The 14,916-nt window shown below is 59.9% G+C and carries 13 protein-coding genes; 11 read left to right on the top strand and 2 right to left on the bottom strand.

What is annotated here, in order from left to right; all coding sequences use genetic code 11:
• Positions 1–37 precede the first annotated feature (37 nt).
• The 9 genes from IIY41_RS05550 (at position 38) to IIY41_RS05510 (ending at position 10,402) form a co-directional block, all read left to right on the top strand.
• Entirely contained in the window at positions 38–1,846 is a 1,809-nt protein-coding gene (locus IIY41_RS05550; RefSeq protein WP_287400102.1) for a sialidase family protein, read from the top strand.
• A gap of 46 nt (positions 1,847–1,892) precedes the next feature.
• Positions 1,893–3,305 carry a sialate O-acetylesterase gene (locus tag IIY41_RS05545; protein WP_165858838.1) on the top strand — a complete coding sequence of 471 codons (1,413 nt, stop codon included), beginning with the start codon at positions 1,893–1,895 and terminating at the stop codon, positions 3,303–3,305.
• 56 nt (positions 3,306–3,361) lie between these two features.
• Positions 3,362–5,431: a hypothetical protein gene (locus IIY41_RS05540; RefSeq protein ID WP_119980582.1), complete on the top strand. Its 2,070-nt coding sequence runs from the start codon at positions 3,362–3,364 to the stop codon at positions 5,429–5,431.
• The gene (locus IIY41_RS05535; protein ID WP_117472425.1) at positions 5,428–6,696 is read left to right on the top strand and encodes an MFS transporter; all 1,269 of its coding nucleotides are present in this window, start codon (positions 5,428–5,430) and stop codon (positions 6,694–6,696) included. Before IIY41_RS05540 ends, IIY41_RS05535 begins: the two co-directional genes overlap by 4 nt.
• A 183-nt stretch (positions 6,697–6,879) precedes the next feature.
• The gene (locus tag IIY41_RS05530; RefSeq protein ID WP_055081229.1) at positions 6,880–7,923 is read left to right on the top strand and encodes an exo-alpha-sialidase; all 1,044 of its coding nucleotides are present in this window, start codon (positions 6,880–6,882) and stop codon (positions 7,921–7,923) included.
• A gap of 104 nt (positions 7,924–8,027) precedes the next feature.
• Positions 8,028–8,822: a threonine/serine exporter family protein gene (locus tag IIY41_RS05525; RefSeq protein ID WP_147324268.1), complete on the top strand. Its 795-nt coding sequence runs from the start codon at positions 8,028–8,030 to the stop codon at positions 8,820–8,822.
• Between the two features lie 2 nt (positions 8,823–8,824).
• A complete protein-coding gene (locus IIY41_RS05520; RefSeq protein WP_050004984.1) occupies positions 8,825–9,277 on the top strand; it encodes a threonine/serine exporter family protein in 453 nt (150 codons plus the stop codon).
• Between the two features lie 101 nt (positions 9,278–9,378).
• Positions 9,379–9,804: a Holliday junction resolvase RuvX gene (ruvX, locus tag IIY41_RS05515; RefSeq protein WP_050004983.1), complete on the top strand. Its 426-nt coding sequence runs from the start codon at positions 9,379–9,381 to the stop codon at positions 9,802–9,804.
• A gap of 244 nt (positions 9,805–10,048) precedes the next feature.
• Entirely contained in the window at positions 10,049–10,402 is a 354-nt protein-coding gene (locus tag IIY41_RS05510) for a GNAT family N-acetyltransferase (protein ID WP_242853460.1), read from the top strand.
• Between the two features lie 113 nt (positions 10,403–10,515).
• Here IIY41_RS05510 and IIY41_RS05505 read toward each other — a convergent pair whose 3' ends face one another.
• Positions 10,516–11,790: an AI-2E family transporter gene (locus IIY41_RS05505; protein WP_287400101.1), complete on the bottom strand. Its 1,275-nt coding sequence runs from the start codon at positions 11,788–11,790 to the stop codon at positions 10,516–10,518.
• A gap of 33 nt (positions 11,791–11,823) precedes the next feature.
• A complete protein-coding gene (locus IIY41_RS05500; RefSeq protein ID WP_243126180.1) occupies positions 11,824–13,200 on the bottom strand; it encodes an MATE family efflux transporter in 1,377 nt (458 codons plus the stop codon).
• A 273-nt stretch (positions 13,201–13,473) separates the two neighbouring features.
• Here IIY41_RS05500 and IIY41_RS05495 point away from each other — a divergent pair, with 273 nt between their 5' ends.
• Both IIY41_RS05495 and IIY41_RS05490 read left to right on the top strand, forming a co-directional pair.
• Positions 13,474–14,490, top strand: coding sequence for a sugar kinase (locus tag IIY41_RS05495; protein WP_009324791.1), 1,017 nt, complete (start codon positions 13,474–13,476; stop codon positions 14,488–14,490).
• Positions 14,491–14,664: 174 nt separating this feature from the next.
• Positions 14,665–14,793: a helix-turn-helix domain-containing protein gene (locus IIY41_RS05490; protein WP_287400100.1), complete on the top strand. Its 129-nt coding sequence runs from the start codon at positions 14,665–14,667 to the stop codon at positions 14,791–14,793.
• Positions 14,794–14,916 lie beyond the last annotated feature (123 nt).

Below are 14,916 nucleotides of genomic sequence, written 5' to 3'. Positions count from 1 at the left end.
GCGGCGCGCACAGGCGCGCAAAAGGAGAGTGTGAGAGATGGCGTGTTTGACCGACAGCATCCCCTGGCGCGGGGACTTTGAGCAAAAGCTCGTTTATGCGCCGGAAAAACGGCCCGGGTTTGTGGCTTGGGTGACGGCGTTTCCCTACGGAGACGGTTCCATCGGTATTTCGTTCGACGAAACGCTGGAAGCTGAAAATCCGGATTTCATCCCGCCCCGGCTGGAATTTGCCGAGGCGGCGGGCGTGCCGGTTTCTTATTGCTCCGTGGAGGGCGGCAGCGCGCGGCAGCGCTCGTACCGGGTGTATATGCGTTCTGCGGACGGTGTGAATTTTACCGAAACGGGCCGCTGCGGGCGGCGGGAGGGTTCGCTGTGCAACGCAGGCTTTCCCGATGGGCGCATCGTGGGCTTCGACGTGCCGCGATACAACGATGAGCGCACGGGCTGGAGCGACTGCATCCGCGTGCGGGAGAGCCGGGACGGCGGCAGCACATGGACGGATGTGCGCCGGCTGCTGGAAGGCACTGCGCCCTACCTGTGGCGCGTGCGCTGTCTGCGGGACGGTACGCTCGTGGTGCTGGCCAGCCTGTACGGAACGCCCTGGGGCCCGGGCAGGGAGCGCGCCACACGCAACACCATGCTGCCCGGCGAGACCTACCAGAGCAAGATACAGCCGTTTTTTCTCACCAGCAGGGATGGCCGCGAGTTCAGCGCGCCGAATTACATCCTGCCCGGTATCGGCGCCCATGAATTTGATTTTGTGGAACTGCCCGACGGACGGCTTCTCTTCATCGCGGGAGACGTGCAGGGCACGCCTGTGGGGCGCCAGTTCGTCACGCCCTCTCCGGACGGCTGGCTGAACGGCACGCTGTACCCCATCTGCACGGGCGCGCCCGGGGACCCGGTGCGTGACCCCCAGGGGGGGTATGTGCCCGAGACCATTGCATGGGACGCACAGCGGGGCTGCATCGTGGGTTACCGGCGCAACAAATGCTTTTCACTCTCCAACGATTACGGTGAAAATTGGACGCGCATCGAGCCGGACGTCCCGTTCGATTTCCTCTACCAGCCCTATCTGCTGGCGCTGGACGGCGGGCGGCTTGGCCTGTATGGCCATGTGGGCGGCGACAACGCTTTTGGCGAGAATGACATGACCATCCAGGCGCAGGTGTTTGCACCGGAGTGCGCCCGCGATATGCCGCGCGCCGCGCAGCTCTCGCTGGAGCGGATGCTTGCGCCGGACGGGAGCGGATATATCAATTCGTTCCGCGCACGCCTGACGGCGGGCGGCCGCCCGCTGGCCGGGCAGGAGGTGGAGTTCCGCTTCAACACCTATTGGAACGAAGACGGCAGTGTAAACACCACGGCGCAGGAGGATGCGCCGGATAAAGAACAGGTATGCACGGACGCGGAAGGCTGGGCTGTTGCTTCGGCAGTGCGCTACAACGGCATTGGAGACATACACCTGGCCTACAATGTGGACGTAGTGTGCCATGGCTCGCAGGATGTGCGCGCCTGCACAGGCCCGATGATGACGATCCTGGCGCTGACGCCGAGGCGTGAGGCTGGTTATCCCTACGACGCTTACTTTGCGGGCGGAACACTGTACCTTGCGCCGCAGTTTCTGCGGGATTTCCCGCAGGCGGAGGAGGCCCTGCGCGGGGCGGCGGACGGCTCCGGCGTTCTGCCGCAAGGCGCGCTGTGTGAAGAAGCCGTGGAACGGCTTCTGGGGTGCGGCGTGCTGCGGCGCGGGCAGGACGGGGCGCTGCGGTGGATCCACAGCGTGCATGCGCCGCGCCCGCTGGACGACGTGCGGCCCATGGCGAGCGCGGACTGGTATGTCTGACGGCAGAGCCGGTGACTTGGATAAAAAGAAAAAGAGGGGATACAGGATGGACTATGGCGTGACCATTACGCGGGGCGCGGCCCCGTGGCAGATCTTTCAGCAGGGGCCGGACGGTACGGCGTGCATTCGGCTGGAGGGAAAATATCATCTGGTGCATCTGTCGCAGGAGCTGCCGCTGCAATTTTCGGCCGTGCCGCATGCGAAAACGACCGTGAAGGCCCGTGTAGCGCTGGAGAGCACAGGGGAATCCGTCGTTCCGTGGACGGAATGTACGGTGCTGGACAGCGAAAACTGGACGATAACCTTTCCGCGGGTACCGGCGGGCGGGCTGTACCGCATTGAGACGTATATGGATTACGAGGGCTGGGACGGCCTCTCCTGCACACGCGGCGATATGGTGCACAATGTGGGCGTGGGCGATGTGTTCGTCATCGCGGGGCAGAGCAATGCGGCGGGCCGCGCAAAAAACCCGGTAGCGGACGACCCTGAGCTGGGCGTGCACGTGCTGCGCACGAGCGCCCGGTGGGAGCTTGCAACTCATCCGCTGGGCGAGACGACGAACGCCCTGCACGTCGGCCATTATGAGAACCACAACCCGGGCCACAGCCCGTGGCTGCATTTCGCAAAGCGGCTCAAGCGAGAGCTGGGGTATCCCATCGGCCTTGTTCCATGCGCTTACGGCGGCGCGCCGCTGCGCTGGTGGAACCCGGAGGAAAACGGCGCGCTTTTCACCAATATGCTGGAGATGCTGGCAGATTACGACATCCATCCCAGGGCGGTGCTGTGGTATCAGGGCGAGGCCGAGGGCTACGAGGACAGCGCGCAGACATATCTGGAGCGGTTTGCGGCTTTCGTGCGGCACACACGCGCGGCGCTGGGCCAGCCGGAGCTGCCGTTCCTCACTGTGCAGCTCAACCGCTGCATGGAGGGCCCGAGTGAAAAGCTGGACCGCCAGTGGGGCATGGTGCGTGAGGCGCAGCGCCAGGCGTGGCACACGCTGGAGCATGTGACCGTGGTGCCGGCCGCGGACCTTGCGCTGTATGACTTCATCCACAATGCTTCAGAGGGCAATCTTGTGGTGGGGGAACGGTGCGCCCGCGCCGCGCTGGCCGAATGCTACGGGCGCGATGTGGACTGGATGGCGCCGGAGCCGGAATCCGTGGTTCAGACTGCCCCGGACACGGTGACGGTTCGCTTTTCGCGTATCCGCAACTGGCTCAATCCCTTTGGCGTGCCCGCGGCCCTGCTGCCCTTTGAAGCCGAGGACGCGCAGGGCCTTGCCGCCCCGAAAGCGTATGAGACGGGCGCGGACAGCCTGACCATCACTTTTGAACGCCCGCTTGGCGCGGATGCGCGCCTGCATGGCGCATGGCGCATGAACCCGGGCGCGGCCATCCCAAGCGATTGCATGCGCATGCCCATGCTCTCGTTCTACGGCGTGCCCGTAGAACAGGGCTGACTCTTTTTGCCGCGCGCGGCGCGGCCGCATTTCACAGACAGGAGGGCTGCCGCCCTATGAAAAAAGATCCATTTCAATATATTTTCCGCTTCTGCTGCGACCCCGGCTTCAACGATGCCGAGGAGATCCCGGCGCTGCTGCGCTATGTGGACGAGGCGGATATCGACGACGTGGCTGTATTCGCCAACGTGGAGGAGATCAACACCGGCCATATGAGCTTTGACGAGCAGGACGTGTATCTTGCAATGATGCGCAAAATCAGCGCGCTGCTGGCTGAAAAAGGTGTTACGATGTCTGTTAACCAGTGGCACAGCGTCATGCACGCGGACCTTGGCAAAACGCTGCGGCCGGAGCAGAACTTTCGCCCCATGGTGGATGTGGAGGGAAATGAAGCGAAGCTGTGCGTCTGCCCGCTGTGCGGCGAATGGCAGAAATACATCGCCCGGCTGTACGCGCGCTATGCGGAGCTGGAGCCCTCCATCCTTTGGGTGGAGGACGACTTCCGTCTGCATAACCACGAGCCTCTTGCGTGGGGAGGCTGCTTTTGTGACGAGCATATGAAGCTGTACAGCGCCCGCGCGGGCAAGCCGCTGACGCGGGAAGAATTTCTGGCAGGCGTGCTGCGTCCCGGCGAGCCGCATCCTTATCGGAAGATATGGCTGGATGTAAGCCGCGAGACGATGCTCAGCGCCGCCGGCGCCATCGGACAGGCGGTGCGCGCTGCGTCAAAGCAGGCGAAGGTGGGCCTCATGAGCTCGGCTCCGCACATCCACGCCGCCGAGGGGCGCGACTGGCATGCGTTGCTGCACACGCTTGCGGCTGGACGCCCGCCTGTGGACCGTGTGCATCTGCCCGGATATCAGGAAAATTCCCCGTCGAACTATCTGCACGGATTCAATATGGTGTCTATGCTCACCCGTGCAATGCTCCCATCGGAGACCGAGGTATACCCGGAGCTGGAAAACTTTCCGTTCTCATTGTTTTCGAAATCCCGCCGGTTCACGCGTTTCCAGCTGCTGAGCGCACTGCCGCTGGATCTGGCGGGCATCACCATCGACTTGTATGACCTCAACGGCAACGGCATCGTTTGGGAGGATGGCTATCAGCAGATGCTGCACCGTACAAAGCCCTATCTGAATGCCCTGACCCGCAGCGGTGTGTTCAAAGAGGAGCGCTTGGGGGTGCACGTACTGTACAGCCCCTGTTCTTCGTACACGCTGCACACGCGGGAAGGTTCTTCCATGGAGGAGCTGTATCCGCAGGAGGCGTTTTTTGCCGGCTTGCTGCCCGCCATGGGCGTGCCCTATGCTTACACCGGCAGCCCCGAACTGACGGGTCAGATAGTGGCGGCATCCGGCCAGGTGCTGCGCAATTGGGATGCGGGAACGCTGGCGCGGCTGTTCGCTAATAATTTCGTTATTTTGAACGGAGACGCGGCCTGGACATTGTGCGAAATGGGACTTGGCCGCCTTGCGGGCATTGAGAGCGTGCGCTGGCTGCGCCAAAACGACGGCGGCTACGCCTATGAGCAGGTGACGAACGGCAAGACCTACTGCGGGCGTAAAAACGCACGGGCCTCGGCCATCGTCTCGTGCAGCGACGCGCTGGATGTGACCTATGCGCAGGGCGCACAGGTGAACGAATATACTGCGCTGTACGATTCCTTCCGCCGCCGTACCGCCCACGGCCAGGCGGTGGTGGACGGCCGCGTACTCGTCTATCCCTTCGGGAATTTTGAAAGCTCTGTATCCATCCCGCCCATGCTGCTGAACAGCATGCGCCAGGCTGTGCTTCACGACGTGCTGCGCACAGCGGGCGCGCCGTTTCCGCTGGTGTGCGGCGCGCCGTATCTGGAGCCGTACTGCTTTGTACAGGACGGGGGATTGGATGTCTACCTTGTAAACGGCAGCACGGATGATGCCGACGCTGTGGAGCTGGCGTTTTCTGCGGGAACTGCGCCGGAAAGCGCGGAGGTCTGGCGTTCGTACGTGGAACAGGCCGCGCCGCAGGCCGCTGTGTGTGAAGCGGTGGGAACAGGCGTTCGGGTGCCGGTAGATGTGCCCAGCATGGAAGCTGTTCTGCTGCGCATGCCCGCGCCGGGGGCGGAAGGGGAGACCCCGGCATGAGCAAAAAAATAAGGGCATTTATTGGCTATCTGAAGGTGCTGGTGAACGGCGAGACGCTGGGCGGCGGATTTTACCGTTTTTTGTCGGTGCATGCGTGTTTTCTGGTGTTTTACGGCCTGCCCCATGTATTTATCAATACGATGCTGTTGGGGCAGACGGGCGACGTAAAGGTCGTGGTGATGTATAACGCTACGTTTTTCCTGGGCAGCGCGGCGGCCATGCTGCTGGCGGCAGGGCTTTTGCAGCGCACGGATTCCGGCGTGACAGCGGTGCTGGGTATTTTGGGCTACAATGTGCTGTATCTGCTGCTGATCGTGCTGGGGGACAACGCCTCGCGCTGGCACTTGTGGCTTGGGCTTCTGGCGGGTCTTGCGGACGGCTGCTACTGGCTGAGCTACGGCCATCTGCTGTCGGATTCCACAGACCTTTCCAACCGGGACAGCGGCCTTGCCATTGTAAACATCTGTGCCAACGTCGTCAACCTCACCATCCCGCTGCTGGCGGGTTTCATCATCGACGCAGTGGGTGGTACGCGGGGCTATATGGCGGTGTTCGGGCTGTCGTTTGCTGTGTCCGCCGTCACCTGTGCGCTGGCGCTGCGGCTGCCCAAGCGCCGTATGGCGGGCGCGCATAAGGTGGACTATCCCCGCACGCTGCGCGCCATTGGACGCAACCGGCATCTGCTGTACAGCCTGGCTGCGCAGGGCTGCAAAGGGGTGAGAGAAGGTGCGTTCACGTTCATCCTCAGTATCGTTTTGTACCAGATGGTGAAAAATGAGCTGCTGGTGGGCTTCAATACCTTCCTTTCAGCCGCGGCGGCCATCGCTTCCTACGTCATCGCCAGCCGCATCCTTTCACTGGCGAACCGGGTGCGGTATATGGGTATCGCGGTAGCGGTGCTCACAGGCATTGCCGCACTTTGCATCTTGCATCTCAGCCCGATGACGGTTATTCTATATACAGTGGTCAATTCGTTTTTTGCGGGCTTTCTGGAGAATTCCACATACAGCACTTTTCTGGATATGATGCAGCTGGTGCCCGAGATGGACGACCACCGGCCCGAGCTGCTGGCTGTCAACGATACCGTTCTGGAGCTTGGGCGCTGTGTGGGGCTTTCCATCATCATCGTTATGAACGTATATGTGGGCGAGGATGTGGGCGTGCAGGTGTGGAGCCTGCTTGTGCTGACGCTCACCCAGGTGGGCACGGTGCTGCTGTGCCGCGGGGCCATGCGCTCCGCGAAGCAGGCCGCGCCGGGGGCTTGAACGCGGGTGTTTTTCCGCATAAACAAAAATATATTTGCCAAAAACGGAAGAGCCGTTGGCCGCAAAGCACTTTCCGTTGTTAAAAAACTGCGGAAAGAAAACCCTGCCGGCCCGGCAACGCAAAGAAATTCAGGGCGGCTGCTGCCCCAGCAAGCTTCCCATTGTTAAAAAAGGAGAAATATGATGCAGGCAAAGATCATAGACAGAAAGTGGGTCGTCGAGTGGTTCGACGAGCGCCAGTGCTATCATATGCCCAGCCTGACGCTGGCGGACAACGGCAATCTGCTGGCCGTATGGAACGGTGGCTTTTTGCAGTGGAACGGCGACCCCATGGGCCGCGACGCCAAAGACTGGGTGTCTGTGCTGGAGCCGGGCGCAAAAGAATGGTCGAACCCGGACGCCGTGGGCTGTGACATCCGTTATTGCTGCCATGACCCGGTGTTTCTCAAAAACAAAAAGGGGGAGATCATTCTCCTGTTCGCAAAATTTTTGGACACCGAGGTGAACTTCACCACCTGGTGCAACGGCCGGGACGAGCTGTGGACACGCAAAACGAAGGACGGCGGCCGCACATGGGAGCCGGCGCAGCCCGCAGGCATCCAGAGCGGCCACGCCTCCAACGACAGCGTCCTGCTGGATGACGGCACCATCGTGTTCGCCTCCACAAGCAGTGAGCTTCCGGATAAATACTTCGGCGCAGTTCGCATCTATCTTTCCCACGACGACGGCGAGACATGGGAAAAAGGCCCCATCCTCTCTGCGGACGACGGCAATCTCATCCGGGAGCCGGCGCTTTGCCTTCGGCCGGACGGCACCATCCGTATGTTCACGCGTACCTGTCCGGGCAGTACGGGCTGGGGCGCGGGCGTGAAATCACTGGTGTCGTATACAGCCGAAAGCCGGGACGGCGGCAAAACCTGGACGCAGCCTGTGCCCACCACCATCCTCAATAACGAATCGAAGATCGATGTCATCAGCTGGGACAAAGACACCATCCTGATGGCCTACAACGACACGCCTGTGGCAGACTGGCACGAGCGCAGCCCGCTGACGCTGGCCTATTCGAAGGATGAGGGAAAAACCTGGAAAAACCTTATCGAACTGGCCGCCGCGCCGGGAAATAAATGCCAGCCCGCCATGTGCAGGGACAGGGACGGCCGTCTGAATGTGGTATATATGAACCGGCATACGGCCATTGAACACCTGGTGCTGGAGATCACGGAGTAAAAACAGAAAGCGCGGCACGCTGTGCCGCGCTTTGTGTGGTTCACGCGGGCCCCGCGCCCGCGGATGCCGCCGGAAAAATTGTGGATTTTGCGGAGGGGAAACGCATGGCACAGGGACAGGCCGCCGCGCCGCCGGGCGCGGCGGAAACGCAGGACGGCGCGCTTTTGGCGTGCATTCTGGACATGGGTGAACTGCTCTTGACCAGCGGTGCCGAGGTGATGCGCGTGGAGGATACCCTCACCCGATTGTGTATGGTGTATGGTTTTGCGCAGGCGGACGTTTTTACCATCACGTCCAGCATCGTGCTGACGGTGCGCACACCGGAGGGGCGCGCACTTACACAAACGCGGCGCATCCGCGCGCGGGATACGGACCTGGGCCGTGTGGAACGGGTGAACGCGCTCTCGCGCAGACTGTGTGCAGGCCCGCTGCCGCCGGAAAAATTCCGGCAGGCGGTGGAGGAGGTACGCAATGCCCCGGCTTACCCGGACGCCGCCCAGTGCGCCATGTACGCCGTTATCTCAGCGGCGTTCTCCGCCTTTTTCGGCGGCACGTTACGCGACGCTGCGACGGCGGCCGTTTCGGGCATGCTGCTGTTCGGCGCGCTGCGCTTTTGCCAGCGGCTGCGGCTCAACGGTATTTTGCAGAGTATGCTGGCCAGCGCGCTGGCAGCACTGGCCGTCATGCTGATGGTGGGCTTCGGCCTGGGCCAGAACCCGGATAAGATCATCATCGGCAACATCATGCTGCTCATTCCGGGCATTGCGCTGACGACCTCGCTGCGGGACATGATTAACGGCGATACCATTTCCGGCCTTCTGGGACTCAGCGAGGCCGTGCTCAAGGCTCTGGCCATTGCCATCGGCTTTGCAGCCGTGCTGATGCGGATGGGGGGATGAAAATGGCTTGGTATTTTGTACAGACGCTTATGGGCTGCATCGGCTCGGTTGGGTTTGCCGTGCTGTTCAATATCCGCGGGCGCAAGCTGCTGCTGGCCGCCGGAGGCGGCGCGTTGGCGTGGGCGGTGTATCTGGCCTGCACCTGTAACGGCCTGGATATTTTTGCGGGCCTGTTTTTCGCCACGCTGGCGGCGGCGTTGGCCAGCGAGCTGCTGGCGCGCGCCGTCAAGGCGCCGGTCATCATGCTGCTGGTTCCCATGCTCATTCCGCTGATTCCAGGCGGCGACCTATATTATATGATGAGCTTTCTTGTGCGCGGGCAGTATGAGGCGTTCGGCCAGTATGCCCAGCGGGTGCTCACCGAGGCCGGTGCAATTGCGTTGGGCATTATCTGTGTGGCGTCGCTCATGAATATCATCGCGGGCCTGCGTGTGCGGGCGCGGGGCGGCAAATAGAGCGCTTCAGGGTGTGCCGCAGCTTGAAAAAACCATCCGTATCCTGTATGATAAAAGGTATATTCCGCATGAGATACAAGCATGCAGGAAGGGAGAATGCAATGAAGATCATGGCAGTGGATTACGGCGATGCCCGAACGGGCCTTGCTGTGTGTGACCGCACCGAGTTCCTGGCCAGTCCCATCGGCATCATCGAGGAGAAGAGTCTGGCCAAGGTGGCGGAAAAAATCGTGTACGCCAGCCGCGAATATGAGGTGGGGATGATCGTCATCGGCCTGCCGAAAAACATGGACGGCAGTGAGGGCCCGCGCGCCCAGAAGAGCCATAAGCTGGCCGATACGCTGCGGGCCATTGTGCCCATTCCCGTGGAGCTGTGGGACGAGCGGCAGACGACCGTAAGCGCGGCGAACATCCTTTCGGAAAACGGCACTTACGGCAAAAGGCGTAAGGATGTGCTGGACGCGGTGGCGGCGACGGTGATTTTGGAAAGTTACATGGCATACCGCCGCAATACGGGAAAAAGCTGAACAGACGGATACAGGCAGGGCCGCCGCATTTGCGGCGGCCCTGCCTGTTTTCCAGCCGGAGCAGCATGAAGCCATAGGTGAGAAAGAAGGGGAAAGGATGGAGCCCGCCGGGTTATCTTCGAGGTATGGCGCCAGAAGGCTGTGTGACAGCGATGTCGGCGCAGTGTACCGCCTTTCGGCGGGAAATCCCATATTTTACAAATATTGTCCGCCGTGTGTAACGTTGGAAAGCATCCGGGAGGATATGAAAGTTCTGCCGCCGGGGAAAAGCGGAGAAGATAAATTTTACGTTGGATTTTTTGACGGCAGTATGCTGACAGCCGTTATGGACCTGATCCTCAAATATCCCAATGATGAGACTGCGTTCATCGGCCTTTTCATGGTGGATTCCGCCAGCCAGGGAAAAGGGACGGGAACGGCGATCATCGAAGAGTGCCTCTGCTTTTTGAAACGGCAGGGTCTGAGGCGTGCCAGGCTGGGCTTTGCCAAAGGAAACTGCCAAAGCGAGGCATTCTGGACCAAGAATGGTTTTGTGCGCACAGGCGAGGAAGTGAACAACGGAAGCTATACGGCTGTGGTGATGGAAAGGGTGCTGTAACGCGGGCGAAGGCTGGCGGGTATAAAAAAACGGAGCGCACGGCCGGAAAGTGGAAAAATAAAATCGGGGATGTATCATACATCCCCGATTTTCAATTCAAAGCGGACAGACGGTCATTCAGGCCTGTCCGCAGATCCCGCGGCCGGTCGGGCCGGAGCCTCATTGTATAGGATGTCGTGTGTGCGCTCATCCACATGGTCCAGTTCATAATAGGCCTGTGTTTCCTCCGGCATGCCCCTGCGGCGCAGCGAATGGCACACCAGCCCGGAGAGGATGCTGTACAGCACCGCAAACAGCGGCACGCCGACGACCATGCCGACAAACCCGAACAGCCCGCCGGCCAGCAGAATGGCGAACATCACCCAAAAGCTGGAAAGGCCGGTGGAATCGCCCAGAATTTTTGGGCCCAGGATATTGCCGTCGAATTGCTGCAGCGCAAGGATAAAAAGCACGAAGTAAAGCGCCTTGAGCGGGTCGATGAGAAGGATAAGCAGCCCGCTGGGAATGGCACCGATAAACGGCCCGAAAAACGGGATGATGTTCGTTACGCCCACCACCACGCTGATGAGCATCGCATACGGCATGCGCAGCGCTGTCATCCCGACAAAACACAGGATGCCGATGATGAGGGAATCCAGCAGCTTGCCGTTGATGAAGCCGCCGAATACCCGGTGAGTAAAACGTGCGTTATCCAGCACGATATTGGCGCGGCGGGTGCTCAGGCAGCCGTACAGCAATTTTTTGGCCTGTGCGGCAAAAAGCTGTTTGCTGTTGAGCACATAAATGGCGATGATGATGCCGATGAATACATTCTTGAAAAAGGTCAGGGTGCCCAGCAGCCCGCTCATCAGGTTCGTCAGCTGGGGCAGCATGTCCGTTTTTACCCATGCGGTGAGAGCTGCCACGGCTTCGGCATATACCCGCTGTGCGGCAGCTTCGAACTGCGGGTTGTTCTGAAGCGTGTCCTCGATCCAGCCCGTCACGTTCTGGATGCTGTTCGTCAGCAGATTGGATTCCACCAGCCCGACGATGCTGGAGATCACCTGCGGCAGCACCATCCACAGCAGCGCGGCTACAAGCAGCAGCGCCAGCAGCACCGAAAGCGTCGTGGAAAGAAATTTTGCGGCGCGGGCAGTACGGCGTGGATTTTTTACGTGTTTTTGCAGCGCGGGCGCAAAGCGAGCGTGCAGCCAGTTGAACACCGGAGTCAGCAGATAAGCCATGGCCAGCCCGTACACAAACGGCATTAAAATGCCCAGCAGCGTTTGGAAAAAATGCACCAGCGCGCCCACCTTGAACAGAGAGAAAAAGAACAGGATGCTCAACGCGACAACGCCGAAGGCAGTGAGCCCCCAGTGCAGATAAGTTTTAAAGGAATCGTGCTTCACGGCAGCCTCCGTCGTTTGAAAATAAGCGTCGGGTTATTTGCTTTTTGCGGGTGCGCCGCCGTCGGGCAGCAGCGTTTTGCGCTTGATGAGGAACAGGGACAACGTGGTAAAGCTGGCGATCACGTCGGCCACAGGCTCGGCAATATAGATTCCCAGCACATTGCCGCCCATGACAACAGGCAGCAGCAATGCCAGGGGCACCAACAGCACCACTTTGCGCAGCAGCGCCAGGAACAGGCTGATCTTGGCCTGGCCAAGCGCCATAAAGGTGGTCTGGCAGGCCATTTGCGCGCCGAAGGCCCAAATGCCGCCGAAGAAAATGGGCATCATCTTTTTAACGATTTCTATCAGCTCCGCGTCCTGAGTGAACATGCGCGCCAGCACGCCGGGAAGGAGCGCGGCCAGGGCAAAGCCCGAGACGGTAACGAGCAGCATTACCTTGAGCAGCAGGCTGAAAGTTTTGCGCACGCGGCTGTAATTCTTGGCGCCGTAGTTGTAGCTCATAATAGGCTGCGCGCCCTGTGTGATGCCCTGGATGGGCATGACGAGCATCTGCATCACGCTCTGCATAATGGTCATGCTGCCCACGTACAGGTCGCCGCCGTAGCGCTGCAGTCCGGCGTTCAGCGTGATATTCACAAGGCTCTCGGTGCTTTGCATGATGAAAGGAGCGATGCCCAGCCCGATGACCTTGCCAACCACACGTTTTTCGAACTTCATGTTCCCGCGCCGGATGCGTATGCCGCTTTTTGCGCTGAACAAAAAGCGCAGCACCCACGCGGCGCTGACGGCTTGAGAAAGGATGGTAGCCAGCGCCGCGCCGGAAACGCCCATGCCGAACACGAAAATAAACACCGGGTCCAGCACGATGTTAATGACCGCGCCGATGAGCACGCTGAGCATTGCAACGGTGGCGTGGCCCTGTGCGCTGATGAAAGTGTTGAGGCCCAGAGCAAGCTGTACGAAAATAGTACCCGCCAGGTAAATGGAGATATAGTCCTCCGCATAGCCGATGATGGCGTCGGAGGCGCCGAACATATACAACAGCGGCGTTTTGAAGATGCTGAAAATGACTGTCAGTGTAACAGACAGCACCAGAAGCATGGAAAAGCAGTTGCCCAGAATTTTTTCCGCACCTTCACGGTTGCCGGCGCCCAGCTGGATGGAAGCCAGCGGCGCGCCGCCCATTCCGGCGAATGCGGCAAAGGCCGAGACCAGCAGGATGATGGGGAACGTAACGCCCACACCTGTCAGCGCAAGTGCGCCTGTACCGGGGATGTTGCCGATATAGATCCGGTCCACGATATTGTACAGCATGTTGATGAACTGCGCGGCAACGGCCGGCAGGGCAAGACTGAGCATCAGCTTGCCAATGGGTTGTGTGCCCAGCGCTTCGTCCTTGTTCTGCAAAAAAACCTCTCCTTTTTGACCTTGTGGAGCAACCCCGCTTCGGGCCGCTCCGGCTCTTTTGTAAATTTTCAATACATTTTTATTATAGCATGCGCAGCAAAAGAAAGAAACCGCATGGTGCCCTTTCCGCACCTTTTACAACCCGCCCGCGCAAGAGTTGCACAGTGCTGATGCGGCGGGCGGGAGGCACGTTCCACAATGCAAAACCTTCTCGCAAGGCGCGGAGTTTTATGCTATACTGAAATTGAAAATAACCGTATGGAGGGCTTTCCTATGGAAAAAAAGGCGTTCGACCTCATTACCTTCGGCGAGATCATGCTGCGGCTTTCGCCGCCGCGTCATGCCCGCATCGTGGATGGGGACATTTTTGAAAAGCGCGCCGGCGGCGCGGAGCTGAACGTAGCCTCCGGCGTAGCGCTCATGGGCCTGCGAACGGGCATCATCTCTCGCTTGCCGCAGAACGAGCTGGGGACCTTCATCAAAAACCGCATCCGCTTTGTCGGCGTGTCGGATGATTTTTTAACGTATGACGACGACCCGCGCGCACGCCTCGGCATCTATTATTATGAGATGGGCGCCGCGCCGCGCAAGCCGACCATCGTGTATGACCGATTCAACGCTTCCGTCTGCGGCCTTACGATGGACGATATTCCGGCCGAGGCGTTTTCTTCCGCGCGGATGTTCCATCTAAGCGGGATCAGCCTGGCGCTGGGCACGCGCGACGTGGCCATTCAGGTGCTGAAAAAATTCAAGGAAAACGGCGCGCTCATCTCCTTTGACGTGAACTACCGTGCGAACCTGTGGGGTGAAGACGAAGCACGAGAGACCATCAAAGGCATCCTGCCGCTGGTGGATGTATTGTTCGTTTCTGAAGAGACCAGCCGCCGTATGTTCCAAAAAACCGGAGAGCTGCAGGACATCATGAAAAGTTACGCGCAGGAGTACGGCGTGAAAATTGTCGCCACCACCCAGCGCACGGTCCTCAGCCCGCGTAAGCACAATTTCACCTCGGTGCTGTATTCCGCCCAGCAGGACGCGTTTTACACGGAGCCGCCCTATACCAACATCGACGTCATTGACCGCATCGGTTCCGGCGACGCCTATGTGGCGGGTGTGCTGTTCGGCCTGTTAAAATACGGCGATCCACAGAAAGCCATGCAGTTCGGTAACGCCACATCCAGCGTCAAAAACACAGTGCCGGGCGATCTGCCTTCTTCCGATTTCAAGGAGATCGACCGCATCATCCGGGAGCACAACGCCACGGGCCCGGTGAGCGAGATGAACCGCTGACCGCACTCCCCGCTTGTTTTGCGGGCCGCGCCACGGCGCGGCCCTTTTTGCTTTGTGAAGAGCAGAAAAAGCACACGCAACCTGCGGTTGACAAATTGCAAGGCGCAGGTTGGTGGCGCACAGAAAGGGGAACAGGCTATGATAAGTCCATCAAAAACAAAAGGAGAGATCAATATGATCTTTGCGGATAACCTTGTGCGGCTGCGGCGGGAAAAAGGCTTTTCCCAGGAACAGCTTGCAGACTTGATGGATGTTTCCCGTCAGGCGGTGAGCAAATGGGAGGCGGGAGTTTCCCAAAGTTAAAGATACCACATCAATCCCACGCGGACTTTTGCTCAACCGATACAGCCGGAGGGCTGGATAACAAGAAAAGGCGGTATGCGCCCCGTGGAGGGGTAGCGTACCGCCTTTTCTTGTGGGGGTTTC

This window comes from Ruthenibacterium sp., assembly GCF_017421385.1.
GTDB classification, from domain to species: domain Bacteria; phylum Bacillota; class Clostridia; order Oscillospirales; family Ruminococcaceae; genus Ruthenibacterium; species Ruthenibacterium lactatiformans.
This window is presented reverse-complemented; position numbering and strand designations above follow the sequence as displayed.

Excerpts from the sequence above, each read along its gene's own strand:
- IIY41_RS05550 (WP_287400102.1), top strand. The coding sequence starts at position 38 with ATGGCGTGTTTGACCGACAGCATCCCCTGGCGCGGGGACTTTGAGCAA.
- IIY41_RS05545 (WP_165858838.1), top strand. The coding sequence starts at position 1,893 with ATGGACTATGGCGTGACCATTACGCGGGGCGCGGCCCCGTGGCAGATC.
- IIY41_RS05540 (WP_119980582.1), top strand. The coding sequence starts at position 3,362 with ATGAAAAAAGATCCATTTCAATATATTTTCCGCTTCTGCTGCGACCCC.
- IIY41_RS05535 (WP_117472425.1), top strand. The coding sequence starts at position 5,428 with ATGAGCAAAAAAATAAGGGCATTTATTGGCTATCTGAAGGTGCTGGTG.
- IIY41_RS05530 (WP_055081229.1), top strand. The coding sequence starts at position 6,880 with ATGCAGGCAAAGATCATAGACAGAAAGTGGGTCGTCGAGTGGTTCGAC.
- IIY41_RS05525 (WP_147324268.1), top strand. The coding sequence starts at position 8,028 with ATGGCACAGGGACAGGCCGCCGCGCCGCCGGGCGCGGCGGAAACGCAG.
- IIY41_RS05520 (WP_050004984.1), top strand. The coding sequence starts at position 8,825 with ATGGCTTGGTATTTTGTACAGACGCTTATGGGCTGCATCGGCTCGGTT.
- ruvX (WP_050004983.1), top strand. The coding sequence starts at position 9,379 with ATGAAGATCATGGCAGTGGATTACGGCGATGCCCGAACGGGCCTTGCT.
- IIY41_RS05510 (WP_242853460.1), top strand. The coding sequence starts at position 10,049 with ATGAAAGTTCTGCCGCCGGGGAAAAGCGGAGAAGATAAATTTTACGTT.
- IIY41_RS05495 (WP_009324791.1), top strand. The coding sequence starts at position 13,474 with ATGGAAAAAAAGGCGTTCGACCTCATTACCTTCGGCGAGATCATGCTG.
- IIY41_RS05490 (WP_287400100.1), top strand. The coding sequence starts at position 14,665 with ATGATCTTTGCGGATAACCTTGTGCGGCTGCGGCGGGAAAAAGGCTTT.